This is a genomic window from Fictibacillus terranigra (genome assembly GCF_030412265.1).
Lineage (GTDB): Bacteria > Bacillota > Bacilli > Bacillales > Fictibacillaceae > Fictibacillus_C > Fictibacillus_C terrinigri.
This window is the reverse complement of the sequence record NZ_JAUHLN010000003.1, coordinates 474,281-490,059: the sequence shown is the minus strand read 5'-3', so window position 1 is coordinate 490,059 and position 15,779 is coordinate 474,281. Positions and strand designations below refer to the sequence as shown.

At 43.5% G+C, this 15,779-nt stretch carries 17 protein-coding genes; 14 read left to right on the top strand and 3 right to left on the bottom strand.

What is annotated here, in order from left to right; all coding sequences use genetic code 11:
* Positions 1-9: 9 nt before the first annotated feature.
* The 4 genes from QYF49_RS17810 to QYF49_RS17795 are packed head-to-tail and all read left to right on the top strand — an operon-like array spanning position 10 to position 2,275.
* Entirely contained in the window at positions 10-600 is a 591-nt protein-coding gene (locus QYF49_RS17810; protein ID WP_290400934.1) for a nicotinate-nucleotide adenylyltransferase, read from the top strand.
* Complete coding sequence (yqeK, locus tag QYF49_RS17805) at positions 578-1,165, top strand: bis(5'-nucleosyl)-tetraphosphatase (symmetrical) YqeK (protein ID WP_290400933.1); 588 nt, start codon at positions 578-580, stop codon at positions 1,163-1,165. The genes QYF49_RS17810 and yqeK overlap by 23 nt, the downstream gene beginning before the upstream one ends.
* On the top strand, positions 1,162-1,521 hold the full coding sequence (gene rsfS, locus QYF49_RS17800) for a ribosome silencing factor (RefSeq protein WP_425589601.1): 360 nt from the start codon (positions 1,162-1,164) through the stop codon (positions 1,519-1,521). Before yqeK ends, rsfS begins: the two co-directional genes overlap by 4 nt.
* 13 nt (positions 1,522-1,534) lie before the next feature.
* Entirely contained in the window at positions 1,535-2,275 is a 741-nt protein-coding gene (locus QYF49_RS17795) for a class I SAM-dependent DNA methyltransferase (RefSeq protein ID WP_290400931.1), read from the top strand.
* A gap of 71 nt (positions 2,276-2,346) precedes the next feature.
* On the opposite strand, the gene comER is transcribed toward QYF49_RS17795, so the two are convergent.
* Positions 2,347-3,183 (bottom strand): late competence protein ComER, encoded by an 837-nt coding sequence (comER, locus tag QYF49_RS17790; RefSeq protein ID WP_290400930.1) that lies wholly within the window; start codon positions 3,181-3,183, stop codon positions 2,347-2,349.
* A gap of 91 nt (positions 3,184-3,274) precedes the next feature.
* On the opposite strand from comER, the gene QYF49_RS17785 reads away from it, so the two are divergent.
* The 3 genes from QYF49_RS17785 (at position 3,275) to QYF49_RS17775 (ending at position 6,878) form a co-directional block, all read left to right on the top strand.
* Entirely contained in the window at positions 3,275-3,922 is a 648-nt protein-coding gene (locus QYF49_RS17785) for a helix-hairpin-helix domain-containing protein (protein WP_290400929.1), read from the top strand.
* A gap of 64 nt (positions 3,923-3,986) precedes the next feature.
* A complete protein-coding gene (locus QYF49_RS17780) occupies positions 3,987-4,568 on the top strand; it encodes a ComE operon protein 2 (RefSeq protein WP_290400975.1) in 582 nt (193 codons plus the stop codon).
* Positions 4,569-4,571: 3 nt separating this feature from the next.
* Positions 4,572-6,878 (top strand): DNA internalization-related competence protein ComEC/Rec2, encoded by a 2,307-nt coding sequence (locus QYF49_RS17775; protein WP_290400928.1) that lies wholly within the window; start codon positions 4,572-4,574, stop codon positions 6,876-6,878.
* A 31-nt stretch (positions 6,879-6,909) separates the two neighbouring features.
* On the opposite strand, the gene QYF49_RS17770 is transcribed toward QYF49_RS17775, so the two are convergent.
* Positions 6,910-7,044 (bottom strand): YqzM family protein, encoded by a 135-nt coding sequence (locus QYF49_RS17770; RefSeq protein WP_289486104.1) that lies wholly within the window; start codon positions 7,042-7,044, stop codon positions 6,910-6,912.
* 327 nt (positions 7,045-7,371) lie between these two features.
* Here QYF49_RS17770 and holA point away from each other — a divergent pair, with 327 nt between their 5' ends.
* Positions 7,372-8,391 (top strand): DNA polymerase III subunit delta, encoded by a 1,020-nt coding sequence (gene holA, locus QYF49_RS17765; protein ID WP_425589600.1) that lies wholly within the window; start codon positions 7,372-7,374, stop codon positions 8,389-8,391.
* 481 nt (positions 8,392-8,872) lie between these two features.
* On the opposite strand, the gene rpsT is transcribed toward holA, so the two are convergent.
* The gene (gene rpsT / locus QYF49_RS17760) at positions 8,873-9,139 is read right to left on the bottom strand and encodes a 30S ribosomal protein S20 (protein WP_290400926.1); all 267 of its coding nucleotides are present in this window, start codon (positions 9,137-9,139) and stop codon (positions 8,873-8,875) included.
* A 153-nt stretch (positions 9,140-9,292) separates the two neighbouring features.
* On the opposite strand from rpsT, the gene gpr reads away from it, so the two are divergent.
* The 6 genes from gpr (at position 9,293) to grpE (ending at position 15,769) form a co-directional block, all read left to right on the top strand.
* On the top strand, positions 9,293-10,408 hold the full coding sequence (gpr, locus tag QYF49_RS17755; protein WP_290400925.1) for a GPR endopeptidase: 1,116 nt from the start codon (positions 9,293-9,295) through the stop codon (positions 10,406-10,408).
* Between the two features lie 75 nt (positions 10,409-10,483).
* Positions 10,484-10,822 carry a DUF3679 domain-containing protein gene (locus QYF49_RS17750; protein WP_290400924.1) on the top strand — a complete coding sequence of 113 codons (339 nt, stop codon included), beginning with the start codon at positions 10,484-10,486 and terminating at the stop codon, positions 10,820-10,822.
* 167 nt (positions 10,823-10,989) lie between these two features.
* On the top strand, positions 10,990-12,813 hold the full coding sequence (lepA, locus tag QYF49_RS17745; RefSeq protein ID WP_290400923.1) for a translation elongation factor 4: 1,824 nt from the start codon (positions 10,990-10,992) through the stop codon (positions 12,811-12,813).
* Positions 12,814-12,895: 82 nt separating this feature from the next.
* The gene (gene hemW, locus QYF49_RS17740; RefSeq protein WP_290400922.1) at positions 12,896-14,035 is read left to right on the top strand and encodes a radical SAM family heme chaperone HemW; all 1,140 of its coding nucleotides are present in this window, start codon (positions 12,896-12,898) and stop codon (positions 14,033-14,035) included.
* Between the two features lie 89 nt (positions 14,036-14,124).
* On the top strand, positions 14,125-15,147 hold the full coding sequence (hrcA, locus tag QYF49_RS17735) for a heat-inducible transcriptional repressor HrcA (protein ID WP_290400921.1): 1,023 nt from the start codon (positions 14,125-14,127) through the stop codon (positions 15,145-15,147).
* Positions 15,148-15,187: 40 nt separating this feature from the next.
* Positions 15,188-15,769: a nucleotide exchange factor GrpE gene (gene grpE, locus QYF49_RS17730; RefSeq protein ID WP_290400920.1), complete on the top strand. Its 582-nt coding sequence runs from the start codon at positions 15,188-15,190 to the stop codon at positions 15,767-15,769.
* Positions 15,770-15,779 lie beyond the last annotated feature (10 nt).

Sequence of the window (15,779 nt, the reverse complement as noted above, 5' to 3'; positions counted from 1 at the left end):
ATTGATGATATGGCGAGAATCGGTATTTTCGGCGGCTCTTTCCACCCTCCTCATAACGGGCATCTTCTCATTGCACAGGAGGCTCTAGCCGCATTTTCACTCGACAGGGTCGTTTGGCTTCCAGCGAACCACCCCCCCCATAAGGAGCTGATATCCGGAGTTTCTTCAGAGGACCGAATGGAATTGGTTCGGGCTGCGATCCAGGGTAATTCTAAATTTTCCCTCTCTCTTATTGAGTTTGAAAGACAGGGCCCTTCATATACTATAGATACGATCAGGGAGCTGAAAAAGAGGGAACCAGCCCATGACTATTTTTTCATTATTGGAGGGGACATGGCTGATTCCTTGTCGACCTGGCGGGGGATTGATGAACTGAGCCGGCTTGTGACCTTTATCGGGATCAACCGCAGCGGTCATCCACTTGATGAATGCAATAACCCTTATGGTGTCCAGATGCTCGAAGTGCCTCTATTTGATGTTTCTTCGACATTGATCAGAAAAAGGATAGCCGCTGGAGAAAATACCAAATATTTAATTCCGGATGCAGTAAGAAATATGATAGAGGTGAAGGGACTTTATGGATCGGGAAAGAGCCCTTAAAATCGTTAAGGAACATTTAACTGAACATCGGTATATTCATACACTCGGTGTCATGGAAACGGCATTGGAGCTTGCGGACCGCTTTGGAGCGGACAGACATAAAGCCGAACTCGCAGCAATCTTTCATGATTACGCCAAATTCCGTTCAAAAGATGAAATGCGGGAAGTTGTCAAGCAGCAAGGCATGCCAGAAAGTCTGCTTCATTATGGCACAGAGCTCTTGCATGCGCCGGTTGGTGCATTCCTGGTCAAGCAGGAAGCTGGGATCGAGGATCATGAAATCCTGGAGGCTATTGCCAGTCATACGACAGGAAGAGTCGGTATGGGTACGCTCGAAAAAATTATCTTCCTGGCGGATTATATCGAACCGGGCAGGAAGTTTCCTGGAGTGGATCAAGTTCGCTTGCTGGCTGAAGAAAATCTTGAACTTGCTTGTATTCAGGCCTTGAAAAATACAGTAGGATTCTTGATGAAACAAAATCAATTGATCTACCCGGAAACGATTTACACATACAACAGCTTGCTGGCTGAAGTTAAAAACAAAAATGTGAATGGAGGAATATGATTTTGAAAGAACAGGAACTTATTGAGCTAGTCGTAAAAGCGGTGGATGACAAACGCGCTGAAAATATTATGATCCTTGATATGAAAGGCATTTCCCTTGTTGCTGATTACTTTTTAATTTGTCATGGGAACTCAGAAAAGCAGGTTCAGGCGATCGCTAAAGAAATTAAAGATGTTGCTGCTGAAAAAGAAATCTATATCAAACGGATGGAAGGCTATGATCAGGCAAGATGGGTTCTTGTAGATATGGGAGATATGGTCGTGCATGTTTTCCACCGCGATGAACGATCTTATTATAATCTCGAGAAACTGTGGGGAGATGCTCCGACAGTTGACCTGAATACAATCCTTTCCTAATAAAGGAGCAGCGATGAGCTATCAACAATTTGCCTATTATTACGATCAGTTAATGGAGGATGCCCCATACAATCAATGGATTTCTTTTTTTGAACAAGCGGTCCAGTCGTATGGTTCAAAGGTAAGCAATGTTCTCGATCTTGGCTGCGGAACAGGTTCGCTCTCCATACGTTTATCAAAACAAGGCTATGATGTAACTGGAGTGGATCTGTCAGATGATATGCTCGCGATAGCCAAAGAGAAATCGATCCAGCAGAAAGTGCCGGTTCAATATTTCCAGCAGGATATGACGCAACTTGAAGGACTTCAGGAATTCGATGCGGCCGTTATTTTTTGTGATTCGTTAAACTATATTCTTACTGAAGATAAGGTTTTGGCAGCTTTTCAGTCCGTCTATCAACATTTAAAGGAAGACGGCCTCTTTTTATTCGACGTACACAGTCTTTATAAAATTCATAACATATTTATGGGCAGCACGTTTGGCTCTAACGAAGAGCAGCTTTCATTTATTTGGCAATGCTTTGAGGGGGAAGAACCCGATAGTATTGAACATGAACTTAGCTTTTTTGTTCAAGAGAATGAAAACCGCTATATACGATTTGATGAAGTACATATTCAAAGGACCTTTCCAACTGAAGTTTATAAAACTATGCTTGAAAGCACAGGGTTTCAAATCCTGGCTGTATCCGGGGACTTTACCCAGGATTCGATTCAGCCTGAAGCTGAACGAATCTTCTTCATCTGCAAAAAATAAAAAATAAGCCATGGATTGGCTTATTTTTTATTTTATTATTCAGCAGGAATACTTTACGTTTTGCCGAATCATTACTTTAATTCTTCTTTTACCTCGAACTGCTCACTGATTTTTTCACATTCCTCGTGATATTTTGCATGCGTGCGGCCGATGACTTTATCGAAAACATCACCTGCTCCCTCATTTAATATTTTTATTCCTTCACCGGTGATTCCGCCCTTCACACAGACCTTCTCAATAAGCGACGGCAAGGAAAACACTTCTGTCTCCAGCAATTTACCCATCCCGATGATCATTTCACTTGCAAGCAAAGTAGCCTGGTTTCTTGTCAGTTCAGTTTTTTTGATGGAACTGTCAACAAAGCACTGTACGAGGTACCCAATAAACGCAGGACCGCAGCTTGCGATGTCAGATGAGATCCGTGTCACATTTTCATCGATGATCACCGGTTTAGAGATAAACGACATCAAGGATAAGAGTTTCTCCTGGTATTCCGTGTGGCATTTTGCACCAAAAGTGATCAATGATGTTCCTGACAGGGCCCGATTTGTAATGCTGGGAATGGCACGGGCTACACTGCAATCCAGCAAGTTTTCAATTTGTTCGCAGGAAATGGGACTCGTGATGGAAACGACGAGTTTATGTCTGGATATAAACTTTTTGTTTTCAGAAAGAACCTCATAGAATTGATGCGGCTTTACACAGATGAAAAGGATATCGGCAAAGCGGATCACCTCTTCAGCTGAAGTTCCCACTCGAAGTTTGGGGTGGACAGACTGGAGCCGTTCGGCTTTAGCAAGCGTACGATTGGTGACCATTATACGAGAAGGCTGTACAGCCGATGATTCTATGAAAGATGACACTAAAATGCTCCCCATGTTTCCAGTTCCAATAAAACCTAGTTTCACGTTAACTCCTCCTCTCCCTTATCTTTCCTACCTTGATGTTTATGTTGGATATCCAAAGAATATGAAAATTGAAAAAACGAAAAGGAGGTGAATGATGATCAAAAATTTTGATCGTGTCTTTCGCACACTTAAGTTCGTTCTGCCTGTCGGGGCGGGTTTGTTAGCGATTTTCATCTATTTTTCAGGAAGAATTCCGCCAGTGAAACAGACCGAAGGCATACCTTCGGAGCTGACGGAGGGAAAAGAGGGCCATACGATGGGAAAAAAAGACTTCACTCCTATGGAACCCGAAACCCAGGTAATTGAGATTGATATTAAAGGCGCTGTAAGGAAACCGGGAGTGTACAAGATGGAACAGGGAGACCGTGTAATTGACGCGGTCAATCGAGCGGGAGGATTAACAGGCAAGGCGGAAGAGAAAGGAGTCAATCTGTCTGCACGGGTGAAAGATGAGATGCTTCTTTACATTCCGTCCAAAGGGGAAGAGCCGTCAGAGCGATTGCCTGGGGTGACGGAAACTGGGGAACAGGATATGGCTGGTGAACCAAAAGTCAATATTAATACGGCGGGGGAACAGGAATTGGAAACTTTGAATGGCATTGGTCCATCTAAAGCGAAAGCCATCATCGCGTACCGTGAAGACAACGGGCCGTTTAAGACCATTGAAGATTTACTGAACGTACCTGGAATCGGGGAAAAGTCACTGGAAAACATAAAAGAACTGATTAACATTGATTAAGTTACCGTTGACTCAGAGCAGCGGAATTGCCTAAACTTAATACAAATAGATTGGAGGAGAAATGATGGACCGTATTTCCTGGGATGAATATTTTATGGCACAGAGCCATCTTCTTGCCTATAGAAGTACATGTACTAGACTTGCGGTGGGGGCAACGATCGTAAGAGATAAAAGAATTATTGCGGGTGGATACAATGGTTCCATATCCGGTGGAGTCCATTGTATCGATGAAGGCTGTTATGTTATTGATGGCCATTGTGTCCGCACCATTCATGCCGAGATGAATGCTATTTTGCAGTGTGCTAAGTTTGGAGTACCTGTTGAAGATGCTGAAATGTATGTTACACATTTTCCGTGTTTGCATTGTTGCCGGACTATCATACAGAGCGGAATTAAGACCCTTTACTATGCTGCTGATTATAAGAACCACCCATATGCCATCGAACAATTCAAGGAAGCAGGACTGGTTGTGAAGCAGGTTCCCTTTAATGAACAAGATATTAACCCTCATTACATAGAACAGATGGAACTAACCTTTGAACTGCTGCGGGCAGTACAAGAAGGGGGATCGGATGATCAAGATAAACTGGAAGCGCTGAAACGTAAAGCGCAGCAGCTTTACCCCCATTCCCCGAACCTGAAGTAAGGGATGAAAGCCGGTTACTTATGTGCAATAAGTGCAGCGGCAGGAGTGTTGCTGTCATCTCATCATTACATCTGGGCGATCGCCGGCGTCGCTCTTTTTTATTTCAAAAAAGGCGCGAAATCCCTTACGATCGGCCTTTGTTTAGCCTTTTTCATCTTCTTCTATGCCTATTACCAGGTGATCGATGGACAAAACGTAACCAAGCTTTCCGGTGATGAACGAAAATTTACCGGAACCGTTATGACCATTCCGGAAATTGATGGGGATTATTTGTCGTTCAGGTTTCAAACCAAAGGAGAGAGGGTTCAACTTCAATATACCATTCCATCTGAAACGATGAAGAAACATCTTAAGCAGAAGCTTCATCAGGGGATGGTCTGCACCTTGGACGGTGAATTGATCGTTCCCGAGGGCCGGAGGAATTTTGCTGGTATGGATTATGCTTCTTATTTAAAAAGAGCGAACATTCACTGGACACTGAATGCAGCACACCTTGCACCCTCGGATTGCAGGGGCAAAGCTACGGGGCTATTGGGGCGAACAGCGGCTCTTCGAGAAATGGGCGTCCGGCTGATCGAAAGACAGGTTGACGAGGATGTATCCGGGCTGGTCAATGCTCTAGTGTTCGGCTATCGTCAAAATATACCCCGCAACATTGATGATGTCTATCAGCGGATGGGTTTGTCCCATCTGCTTGCCGTATCGGGGTTTAATGTGGCAATTGTCATGGGCCTGCTTTTTGCGTGCAGTCTTCGCCTGGGTATCACTAGGGAAAAAGCATTTCTGGTCATTGCGGGAATCCTTCCTCTGTATGTATTGATGACCGGCAGTGAAGCTTCGATCGTCCGTGCTGGCATGATGGGTATCGCGCTGCTTATTTTAAGGCGGTACCGCAGGAATATCCATCCGCTGACTGCTGTAAGCGGTGTCTGTCTCTTGATGATTCTGTACAACCCCTATTACGTTTTCCAGCTGGGCTTTCAGCTTTCTTTTATCAATGTATTTGCTTTGCTCATTTCCTCCCGCGCCATCTTTAGCCGGTATACTTCCTATCTTGCTCAGGCTCTAGTTACCACCCTCATATGCCAAATTGTTTCATTCCCGATCCTCGTCTTTCATTTTTATGAAATTTCTTTGTGGTCAGTACCCTTAAACCTATTGTTTATACCTTTATTCTCTTTTGCTGTTCTCCCTCTTGCCTGTCTGTCGCTTCCGGTATCAATACTATCGTTCACTTCAGGTAAAATTCTCCTTCAACTCCCTGCGATTCTTTTAAAGTTCACCAATTCAATTCTCCTTCACATCGAGCAATACAATATTAATTTAGTGTTCGGGCAGCCTCCTGTCTATATCATTCCGATCTATTATATAGGCATTTTCTATCTCTTTTTTCAATGGGAACAATACGGGTCTCATCGCCGTCTGCTCTATCCTGCCGCTTTTCTTTTCATAATAGGAGCGCTGCATTGGAATTTTCACTCTTTTAATCCGGAAACGAAAATTACCTATTTAAATGTAGGGCAGGGTGACAGTATCTTAATTGAACTTCCATTCAGGAGAGAAGTGTATTTGATCGATACCGGCGGCTCGTTGGATTTCAAAAAGGAAGAATGGAGAAAAAGAAAGAGCGATTATAATGTCACGGAAGAAGTGGTGCTTCCTGTGTTGAAGGCGAGAGGAATCCGGAATATCGGGAAATTAATTTTAACGCATGGGGACATGGATCATATTGGGGGAGCGGAAGCGGTCTTAAATGGAATCAAGGTAAGTGAGCTGCTGTATCCAAAAGGAGCACTTGATGGAATGCTGGAAACGGCAGTTCTGAATTATGCAGCAGAGCTCAATGTTCCAATCAAAGTAACTCACCGTGGACAAAGCTGGTCAGTGGGGAGTGGTGATGTTTTTTATGTTCTATCTCCCTTTGGAGATGAGAGGGACAGCAATGCGAGGTCAATTGTCCTTTTAGCGCATATCAAACCCTTTTCTTTTCTTTTAACCGGAGATTTAGAAGAAGAGGGAGAGAAACGCATTCTACAACAAGGCGATTCGGTGAAGGCGGATTTTTTAAAGGCCGGCCATCATGGGAGCAAAACTTCGTCCTCGAAGGCTTTTATAGAAGCTGCAGATCCCGTATATGCTGTTATTTCAGCGGGTAAAAACAACCGATACGGCCATCCACATGCTGACGTCTTGGCACGTTTCAAAGCCCAAGGTACGGCTCTTTTAAGAACGGATCAGGTGGGCGATATTGAAATCACGGTGAAGGACAATAAAATTAAGATCCTGACGAGTGTAAACGGATCCAAATAAAAAGAAGCCCCTGCAGGGCTTCTTTTTTCGGTTATGTAGCGATAAGTTTAATGATTACTCCCAGTGCAAAGATTAACGTGAAAAAACCAAAGGACCAAACAAAGCCCATTCCTGAATCGATTAAATCATTGCGCTTGCTCTGGACGTCTTTTTCAAACTGATTCATTTCCGCAACCCTCCCGTTTCGTAAATAAGTATAAGTCATCCTGATAAAAAAATCCATATTTGATTGCTAAACCCATGTTTTTTAGAATGCGCATTCATTTCCTTTTTTGCTAACTGTTGTAACCAATACGAAAGCTCTGCATAGGATATCATAACATTAAAAGAAAAGAACGGTTTCTCGCTGATTGCCGGGAGTCCCGGGGTCTTGGTGATCGGCGTTTAATATAAATGAAGAAGCAGCTCAGCTGCTTCTTCTTTTTATCATCCTATTGAAAAAAACAGCTTTACAACTTACGATAGAAACAGAGAAAGTTTGAGGTGAATGGTTTTGTCGATCGTCCCATTACAAAAAAAATTGAAACAACAAAGGTTTTCTCCCTTTTATGTACTGTACGGAACAGAATCTTACATTATTGAACAAGCCGTTTCCGCTATTGTTAAATATTCACTGAATGAAGAAGATAAGGATTTTAACTTCTCTGTGTATGACTATATGGAAACCCCAATTCAGGCGATTATGGAGGATGCTGAAACTCTTCCCTTTATGGGAGACCGGCGCGTCGTCGTTGTGAAGAATGCTTACTTTTTAACGGGTGTGAAAGATAAGAGTAAAGTTGAGCATGACCTTACGACAGTCGAAAGGTACATTCAAGAACCTGCTGAATTTACGCTTCTCGTCTTTGTTGTTCCAGCGGAGAAGCTGGACGAACGTAAGAAAATCGTGAAAACCCTGAAAAAATCGGGCGAGCTGGTTGCGGCAACGCCACTCAGCGGTGATTCAGCGGTGGAATGGATCAAGGACCGGGCGATGCAGAAGCAGGTGCATATCGACACTGATGCTGCACAGTATTTAACGGCCAAGGTTGGAAATGAGCTGATGGCACTCATTCAAGAGTTGGACAAGCTCGCGTTATACGCTGGGGAGGGGGGCAATATATCGATATCGGTCATCGATGAACTCGTACCGAGAACACTGGAAGATAATATCTTTTCGCTTATTGATGATATCGTCCACAAAAAAATTGATGCAGCACTAAGAACCTTTTATGATCTGGCAAAGCAGAATGAAGAACCGATTAAAATTCTCTCGCTCATGGCTAGGCAGTTTCGTATTATCTACGGGGTTAAAGAGCTTTTTGCCAAAGGATATGGTGAAAAACAGATTGCGGGAGCTTTAAAACTGCATCCCTACGCTGTTAAGCTGGCTTCGAGGCAGGCAAGGCTTTTTGAAGAAGAAGAACTGCTTCAAATGCTCGATCGAATAGCCGAAGCTGATTATGAGATGAAAACAGGAAAGATGGATAAACAGCTGATCTTGGAGCTGATTATGCTGAAGATGGCCAATTAACAAAACGTCCAGACGATGGGAAACCGTCGCCGGACGTTTTGTTGTATTCCCCGAGCCGCATTTAGCAGCATGGGGAGCTGTACTTAGAAAAAATGAATGTTTTTGAGTAAAATTTTTGCAGTGAGTTCTTAATTGCCCAGTTTGGCAGTCCATTTGCTGTTGGGGCACTGAAATGGGCTGCTTTTACCTGAAAAGGAATGGGACCAAATTTTTTATGTTCAAAAAAATCAATTTATGCGGAAAATCCGGTCATTTGTTCAACTCGTTTACGAAAAAGTTCGACGCATTCTTTTTGAGCTGAATAATCATCTATGGGTGATAGGTAGAGGAGTGTCATTTTTCTCGAAGTGCCTTATTCACATAAGCGCTTCGAAAAAAAACATAAAGGTATGTCATGTTTTGAATGCAGCTGTTAGGTGCATTCAAAAAAGACACTAAAAAACGACCGGTAAGGTCGTTTCATGGTGTCATTTTCCCGTAATTATGCGTTGATTCCGTTTAACGCTTTTGCAAGACGAGACTTCTGACGTGAAGCTGCATTTTTATGGATAAGTCCTTTAGTTGCCGCTTTATCAACTTTTTTAGTAGCAACAGTGAAAGCCTCTTTCGCACCTTCAGTATCGTTGTTAGCGACCTTAGTTTCGAAGTTTTTCACAGCTGTACGCATAGCAGACTTTAAAGAAGCATTATGAGCACGGTTCTTATCGTTTGTTTTTACACGTTTAATAGCAGATTTAATATTAGCCAATCCATTCACCTCCCTAACATTGCAACTGGATTGCAAAAAAATAGGACACAGAGTATTTTATCAGTTTAATTCTTCAATTGCAATACAAGAATGAAATGGCTTTTTGAGGGAAAAAATAGAGACAATATATCTCTAACACAGGACGGTGCCAAAATGAATAATAAAGATTTGGATTTGAACAATTATAATATTCGAACGGACTTAGCGATCGAAGCGCATGAAATGCTGGTTAATGAAGAAAAGATGAAGGAAAAAGAAAGCGAAGTTAATGGCATCATCATAAAAGAACGGGATCATGATGGCATTAAATACACTAGAGTAGAGATTGATGAAAATGGGGCGCAGGCGACCGGGAAGAAGCCGGGTACATACTTAACCTTCGAGATGCAGGGGATTCGGGAAAAGGATTCAGCACTGCAGGAGCGGGTTCAGGAAGTATTCGCCCGTGACTTTAAGGAGTTTATTAATGAACTTGGAATTCAGGATGATGACACTTGCTTGGTGGTGGGCCTTGGAAACTGGAATGTTACTCCGGATTCTCTCGGTCCGAACGTCGTGGAAAATCTATTGATCACCAAACACTTATTTGCGGTTTCGCCGGAAAATGTAGAGGAAGGATTCCGGCCGGTCTGTGCCATTTCGCCAGGGGTTATGGGGATTACCGGAATCGAGACGAGCGATATTATTGAAGGTGTCATTCGAAAAGTCAATCCCGATTTTGTGATTGCGATCGACGCTTTAGCATCCAGGTCTCTCGAGAGGGTCAACACGACGATACAAATCTCTGACAGCGGGATACATCCAGGATCGGGTGTTGGAAACAAGAGAAAAGAACTTAGTAAAGAAACACTGGGGATTCCTGTTATTGCGATTGGCATTCCTACCGTTGTTGATGCAGTAACGATCACCAGCGACGCCATTGATTTTATTCTTAAGCATTTCGGACGGGAGATAAAAGATAAGGATAAACCGTCTAAATCTCTTGCGCCGTCATGGATGACCTTTGGAGAAAAAAGGGTACTGAAAGATGATGATCTTCCACCAGAAGCAGAGCGGCAATCGTTCTTAGGGATGGTAGGTAATCTTGATGATGATGAAAAAAGGATGCTGATCCGGGAAGTTCTTTCTCCAATCGGCCATAATTTAATGGTGACACCCAAAGAAGTGGATACGTTTATAGAGGATATGGCTAATGTCCTGGCCGTAGGTTTAAATACAGCTCTTCACAGGCAGGTTGACCAATCCAACAGCTCTTCATATACGCACTGACACATAAAGGGACAAGCTGTTTCATAGGATGTAGTAAATGACATAAGTGAACGGGGGGGTCCGGTGGGTAAATTCATGTTAAAATGTTTCCTGATTACGGCTGTTCTCTTTTTCGGTGTCCTGCTTGGGATGCAGAGGGCTTCAGTTGGGATGAACCATCTAAAAGGCAATGAAGATACTGGCAAAGCATTGGCGTTAAAGGAAACGAAAGGCCATACGGATGCTGAGGTTCTGGGTACAGCGATCGGTGCACAAGATTTAACCGCGAAACAGAAACAGTTAGAAGATTCGAGAGCCTTTAACTTTTTTTCCTCTATGGGTGAAAAAGTATCCGTGCTGGTGTCAGCGATTTTCCAAGCAGTCATCGGACTGATTTCAGCCATATTTTCCCAGATATTCGGGTCATTAAGCTGACAGTTATTTTTCAAAGAGAAAAATAGCTGTTTTTTCATGGCGTTTATCCAGCCGCAGCACTTTTCCAAACGGCTGTTACTTTTCAACAGGTACGGCATTGAACAACCGACCTTGTATTGCTATAATCTAAAATAGTGTACTTTGCGCAAAACGTAGGAGTGAAATGAATGAATCGAGAACAAAAACTGGCCAGGCAATCAAGGATCCGCAACTTTTCCATCATTGCTCATATTGACCACGGGAAATCCACGCTGGCTGACCGCATCCTTGAGAAAACCAGCGCCTTGACCCAGAGAGAAATGAAGGAGCAGCTTCTAGACTCCATGGACCTCGAACGTGAACGGGGAATCACCATTAAGCTGAATGCTGTTCAGTTGAACTACAAAGCTAAGGATGGGGAAATATATACTTTTCACCTGATCGATACACCAGGACACGTAGACTTTACGTATGAAGTTTCAAGGAGTCTTGCCGCTTGTGAAGGGGCACTTTTGATCGTTGATGCTGCTCAGGGAATTGAAGCTCAAACCCTTGCCAACGTTTACTTGGCTCTGGAGAATGATCTGGAAATCCTTCCAGTCATCAATAAGATCGACCTTCCGAGTGCTGAACCAGAGAGAGTAAGGCAGGAAGTGGAAGACATCATCGGCCTTGATGCTTCAGAGGCAGTTTTGGCTTCAGCCAAAGCAGGCATCGGAATCGAAGAAATACTTGAGCAGATCGTAGAAAAGGTACCAGCGCCTTCAGGTGACCCGGATGGTCCGTTGCAAGCTCTTATTTTCGACTCACTGTACGATCCATATCGCGGAGTCGTAACCTATATCCGTGTGACTGAGGGAACAGTTAAAGTCGGAGATAAAATTAAAATGATGGCGACAAAGAAAGAATTTGAAGTAGTGGAACTCGGTGTGTTCACTCCGAAAGCCGTGAACAAAGACTTCTTAACGGTCGGTGATGTAGGTTATTTAACGGCCGCTATAAAAAATGTAGGGGACACTCAAGTCGGAGATACGATTACGAGTGCAGTTAAACCAGCGAGCCAACCGCTTCCTGGCTACCGGAAAATGAATCCGATGGTATATTGCGGATTGTATCCTGTCGATAATGCCAAATACAATGATTTGCGCGAAGCGTTAGAACGTCTTGTACTCAATGATTCTGCTCTTCAATATGAACCTGAGACCTCCCAAGCACTCGGCTTCGGCTACCGCTGCGGTTTTTTGGGCCTTCTTCATATGGAGATTATTCAAGAGAGGATCGAGCGTGAATTCAATATCGACCTTATTGCTACGGCACCCAGTGTTATCTACAATGTTTCATTGACGGACGGCCAAAAATTAACAGTCGATAACCCGGCCAATATGCCGGAGGCACAGCTTTTGCAAACCGTTGAAGAGCCGTATGTAAAAGCAACCATAATGACACCAAACGATTATGTTGGCACAATCATGGAGATCTGCCAGAAAAAACGCGGGATTTTCCAGACCATGGATTACCTTGAAAACAACAGGGTCAATGTCCATTATGAGATTCCATTATCGGAAATCGTATATGATTTCTTCGATCAGTTGAAATCGAGCACAAAAGGCTATGCGTCCCTTGACTATGAGCTGATCGGCTATAAACCATCGAAGCTTGTGAAGATGGACATCCTTTTAAACGGAGAGAAAATCGATGCATTATCCGTCATTGTGCATAAGGATTTTGCTTATGAACGCGGAAAGGCCGTGGTTGAAAAACTTAAGGAACTGATTCCGCGCCAGCAGTTTGAGGTGCCGATCCAAGCTTCCATCGGACAAAAAATCATCGCGCGGTCGAATATTAAGGCACTGCGCAAGAATGTACTCGCTAAATGTTACGGCGGAGATATCTCGCGTAAACGTAAGCTGCTTGAAAAGCAAAAAGAAGGTAAAAAACGAATGAAAACAATCGGGCGCGTGGATGTTCCGCAGGAAGCATTCATGGCTGTTCTGAGAATGGACAACGATTGATCTGAAATGTATAAGCGACAGGATGAGACCGCATATTATTTTGCGGTCTTTCACAAATTTTAGACACGAAAGCAGGGATCACATGCCAGGATCGGCTTACTTTCATATCCCGTTCTGTGTGAACATATGCCATTATTGCGATTTTAACAAGGTATTTTTAAAAGGGCAGCCTGTTGATGAATATCTGGCCTATATGGAAAAAGAAATGATCAACACAATCAGGAAGACCCCCTTTTCCAAATTGAAAACGATTTTTATTGGCGGAGGAACTCCTACTGCCCTTGAATATGAGCAATTCGAAACGTTTCTCAATATGGTTAACCGCCATTTCTCTTCTGATGACCTTGATGAATTCACGGTAGAAGCTAATCCGGAACAAACCGATCGTAAGAAACTTGAAATCATGCAAGCATCGGGCGTAAACCGGCTTAGTATCGGTGTTCAGGCTTTTCAGGAGCACCTGTTAAAAGAACTCGGAAGGACACATGTGAAAGAGGATGTGTTTCGCACGGTGTCAGAAGCCAAAGCTGTAGGCATAGAGAATATTTCCCTGGATATCATGTTCGGATTGCCCGGACAAAACGTTGATATGCTGAAGGAATCACTTCAATTCGCATTTTCGATGGACGTGCCCCATTTTTCGGCCTATTCTCTTCAGCTTGAAAAAAAGACCGTTTTCTACAATCGTGCAATGAAAGGGGACTTGCTGCTGCCGGAGCAGGAGGTAGAAGCGAGGATGTACGAAGTGCTCATGGAAGAGATGCATAAGCACGGATATGTACAGTATGAAATTTCAAACTTTGCAAGGCCAGGTTATGAAAGCAAGCACAATCTGCAATACTGGAATAATAACGAATATTACGGTATAGGCGCCGGCGCTCATAGTTATGTGAACGGCAAGCGTATGGCGAATGCAGGGCCACTCAAGAAATATATGGCGTTAATCGATGAGACGGGCTTTCCTTACGTTCATTCTGAAAAACTGACTGCATCCGCAAAAATGGAGGAAGAGCTGTTCATGGGATTAAGAAAAATGGACGGGGTGTCCGATGCCCGTTTTAGACAAAGATACGGAACTTCCATGTTCACTGTCTTTGGTCCTCAGATCGATGCATTGCTGGTAAAGGGATGGCTTAAAAAGTCGGGTGACAAGGTATCACTGACCAAGGAAGGAACATTTTTGGGAAATGAAGTTTTTCAGGAGTTTATCGGTGTGGTTTAATCGTTGACAATCTTCCGTTGCTTTTGGTAATTTAATATTAGATTTAGCACTCACTCTTTCGGAGTGCTAACAGCCTCGGAGGTGAAAGGATGTTATCTGAAAGACAGCTTTTTATACTTCAAGTGCTGATTGATGATTACATCCAGCATGTTGAACCTGTAGGATCTAGGACCATCTCCAAAAGAGAAGATGTCCACTTCAGTCCGGCTACGATCCGGAATGAGCTGGCGGACTTGGAGGATTTGGGTTTTCTAGAGAAGACGCATACTTCATCAGGCAGGATTCCGTCAGAGAAAGGATACCGTTTTTATGTGGATCACCTGCTGAGCCCAACGATACTAACAACAGCGGATATCTTCAATATACAGGCATTATTCAACGAAAAACTGGAAGAGACTGAACGTATTTTCGAGCAATCTGCTAAAATTCTTTCTGAACTTACCAACTACACATCTATTATTCTTGGGCCAGAAGCGATTGAAACGACCTTAAAGCACATTCAGCTGATTCCGTTAGGCTCCCAGCAGGCCGTTGCTATCTTCGTAACGAGTACAGGACATGTTGAAAACAGGCATGTCATCCTGCCGGAAGGAATCGCACCCGAAGAGATCGAGAAGCTGGTCAACATTTTAAACGAAAAACTGGCAGGGGTACCTCTCGCTGAACTACACAAGAAAATCAGGGATGAGCTCAATGTTGTTTTCAGAAAGTATTTGAAGAACCATCAACAGGCTTCATTGTTTATTGATGATATTTTTAAATGGAGCAACAAAGATAAGGTCTTTTTTGGCGGAAAAACCAAAATGCTGTATCAGCCTGAATTCAGGGATGTAGAAAAAGTCCGAATTCTTTTGGATGCCCTGGAGGAAAAAACGGTCATTGAACAGCTGCTGACGGCAAATAATGATGGCATTACCGTAACGATCGGCCAGGAAAATCAGGTGGAAGCGGTCAAGAACTGCAGCCTGATTAAAGCGTCCTATTCTTTTCATGGAAAACATATTGGAACGATTTCCCTGATCGGCCCGACCCGGATGGAATATAAACGGGTTATCGGTTTGCTCGACACGATCAGCAAGGAGTTTACGAACTTATTTAACGCAAGATTTTAACTCAACAAATAAAACCCCATTATTTTAGGGAGGTGACAACATGGAAGACAAACAAAAGGAAACCGCTGACTTTGAACAAACAGATGCTGCAGAAGCGTATCTAGATGCTGATCAGCCATTCGAGACTTCAGATTCAGAGGATAAAGAGGAGACGGTTGAGGCAACGGAAGAACAGCAGAGAATTTTAGAACTTGAAACCCGTCTTGCTGATACTGAAAACCGCTTGCTTCGCGTTCAGGCTGACTATGAAAACTTCAAGCGGCGCACACGTGAAGACAACGCTGCCCAGTTGAAATATAAATCACAGAGCCTTTTGACACAGCTGCTCCCTGCTCTTGATAATTTTGAAAGAGCTTTGGATATAAAGGTTGAGGATCCCCAAGCCGCTTCTGTCCTTCAAGGGGTGGAAATGGTACACCGCCAGCTGCTTGAGGCCATGAAGAGCGAAGGCTTGGAAGTGATCGATTCTCAAGGCGCAGCGTTTGACCCAAACCTGCATCAGGCTGTCATGCAAGTACAGGATGAAGAGTATGAATCCAACGTAGTTGTTGAAACCCTGCAGAAGGGATACAAACTCAAGGATCGTGTCATTCGTCCGGCAATGGTTAAAGTAAATCAGTAATATTAAGTTC

Bases quoted from the DNA above. Each gene is read 5' to 3' on its own strand.
- grpE (WP_290400920.1), top strand. From the start codon at position 15,188: ATGGAAGACAAACAAAAGGAAACCGCTGACTTTGAACAAACAGATGCT.
- QYF49_RS17780 (WP_290400975.1), top strand. From the start codon at position 3,987: ATGGACCGTATTTCCTGGGATGAATATTTTATGGCACAGAGCCATCTT.
- hemW (WP_290400922.1), top strand. From the start codon at position 12,896: ATGCCAGGATCGGCTTACTTTCATATCCCGTTCTGTGTGAACATATGC.
- rsfS (WP_425589601.1), top strand. From the start codon at position 1,162: ATGATTTTGAAAGAACAGGAACTTATTGAGCTAGTCGTAAAAGCGGTG.
- QYF49_RS17750 (WP_290400924.1), top strand. From the start codon at position 10,484: ATGTTAAAATGTTTCCTGATTACGGCTGTTCTCTTTTTCGGTGTCCTG.
- lepA (WP_290400923.1), top strand. From the start codon at position 10,990: ATGAATCGAGAACAAAAACTGGCCAGGCAATCAAGGATCCGCAACTTT.
- QYF49_RS17810 (WP_290400934.1), top strand. From the start codon at position 10: ATGGCGAGAATCGGTATTTTCGGCGGCTCTTTCCACCCTCCTCATAAC.
- QYF49_RS17770 (WP_289486104.1), bottom strand. From the start codon at position 7,044: ATGAATCAGTTTGAAAAAGACGTCCAGAGCAAGCGCAATGATTTAATC.
- gpr (WP_290400925.1), top strand. From the start codon at position 9,293: ATGAATAATAAAGATTTGGATTTGAACAATTATAATATTCGAACGGAC.
- QYF49_RS17795 (WP_290400931.1), top strand. From the start codon at position 1,535: ATGAGCTATCAACAATTTGCCTATTATTACGATCAGTTAATGGAGGAT.
- QYF49_RS17785 (WP_290400929.1), top strand. From the start codon at position 3,275: ATGATGATCAAAAATTTTGATCGTGTCTTTCGCACACTTAAGTTCGTT.
- QYF49_RS17775 (WP_290400928.1), top strand. From the start codon at position 4,572: ATGAAAGCCGGTTACTTATGTGCAATAAGTGCAGCGGCAGGAGTGTTG.
- hrcA (WP_290400921.1), top strand. From the start codon at position 14,125: ATGTTATCTGAAAGACAGCTTTTTATACTTCAAGTGCTGATTGATGAT.
- yqeK (WP_290400933.1), top strand. From the start codon at position 578: ATGGATCGGGAAAGAGCCCTTAAAATCGTTAAGGAACATTTAACTGAA.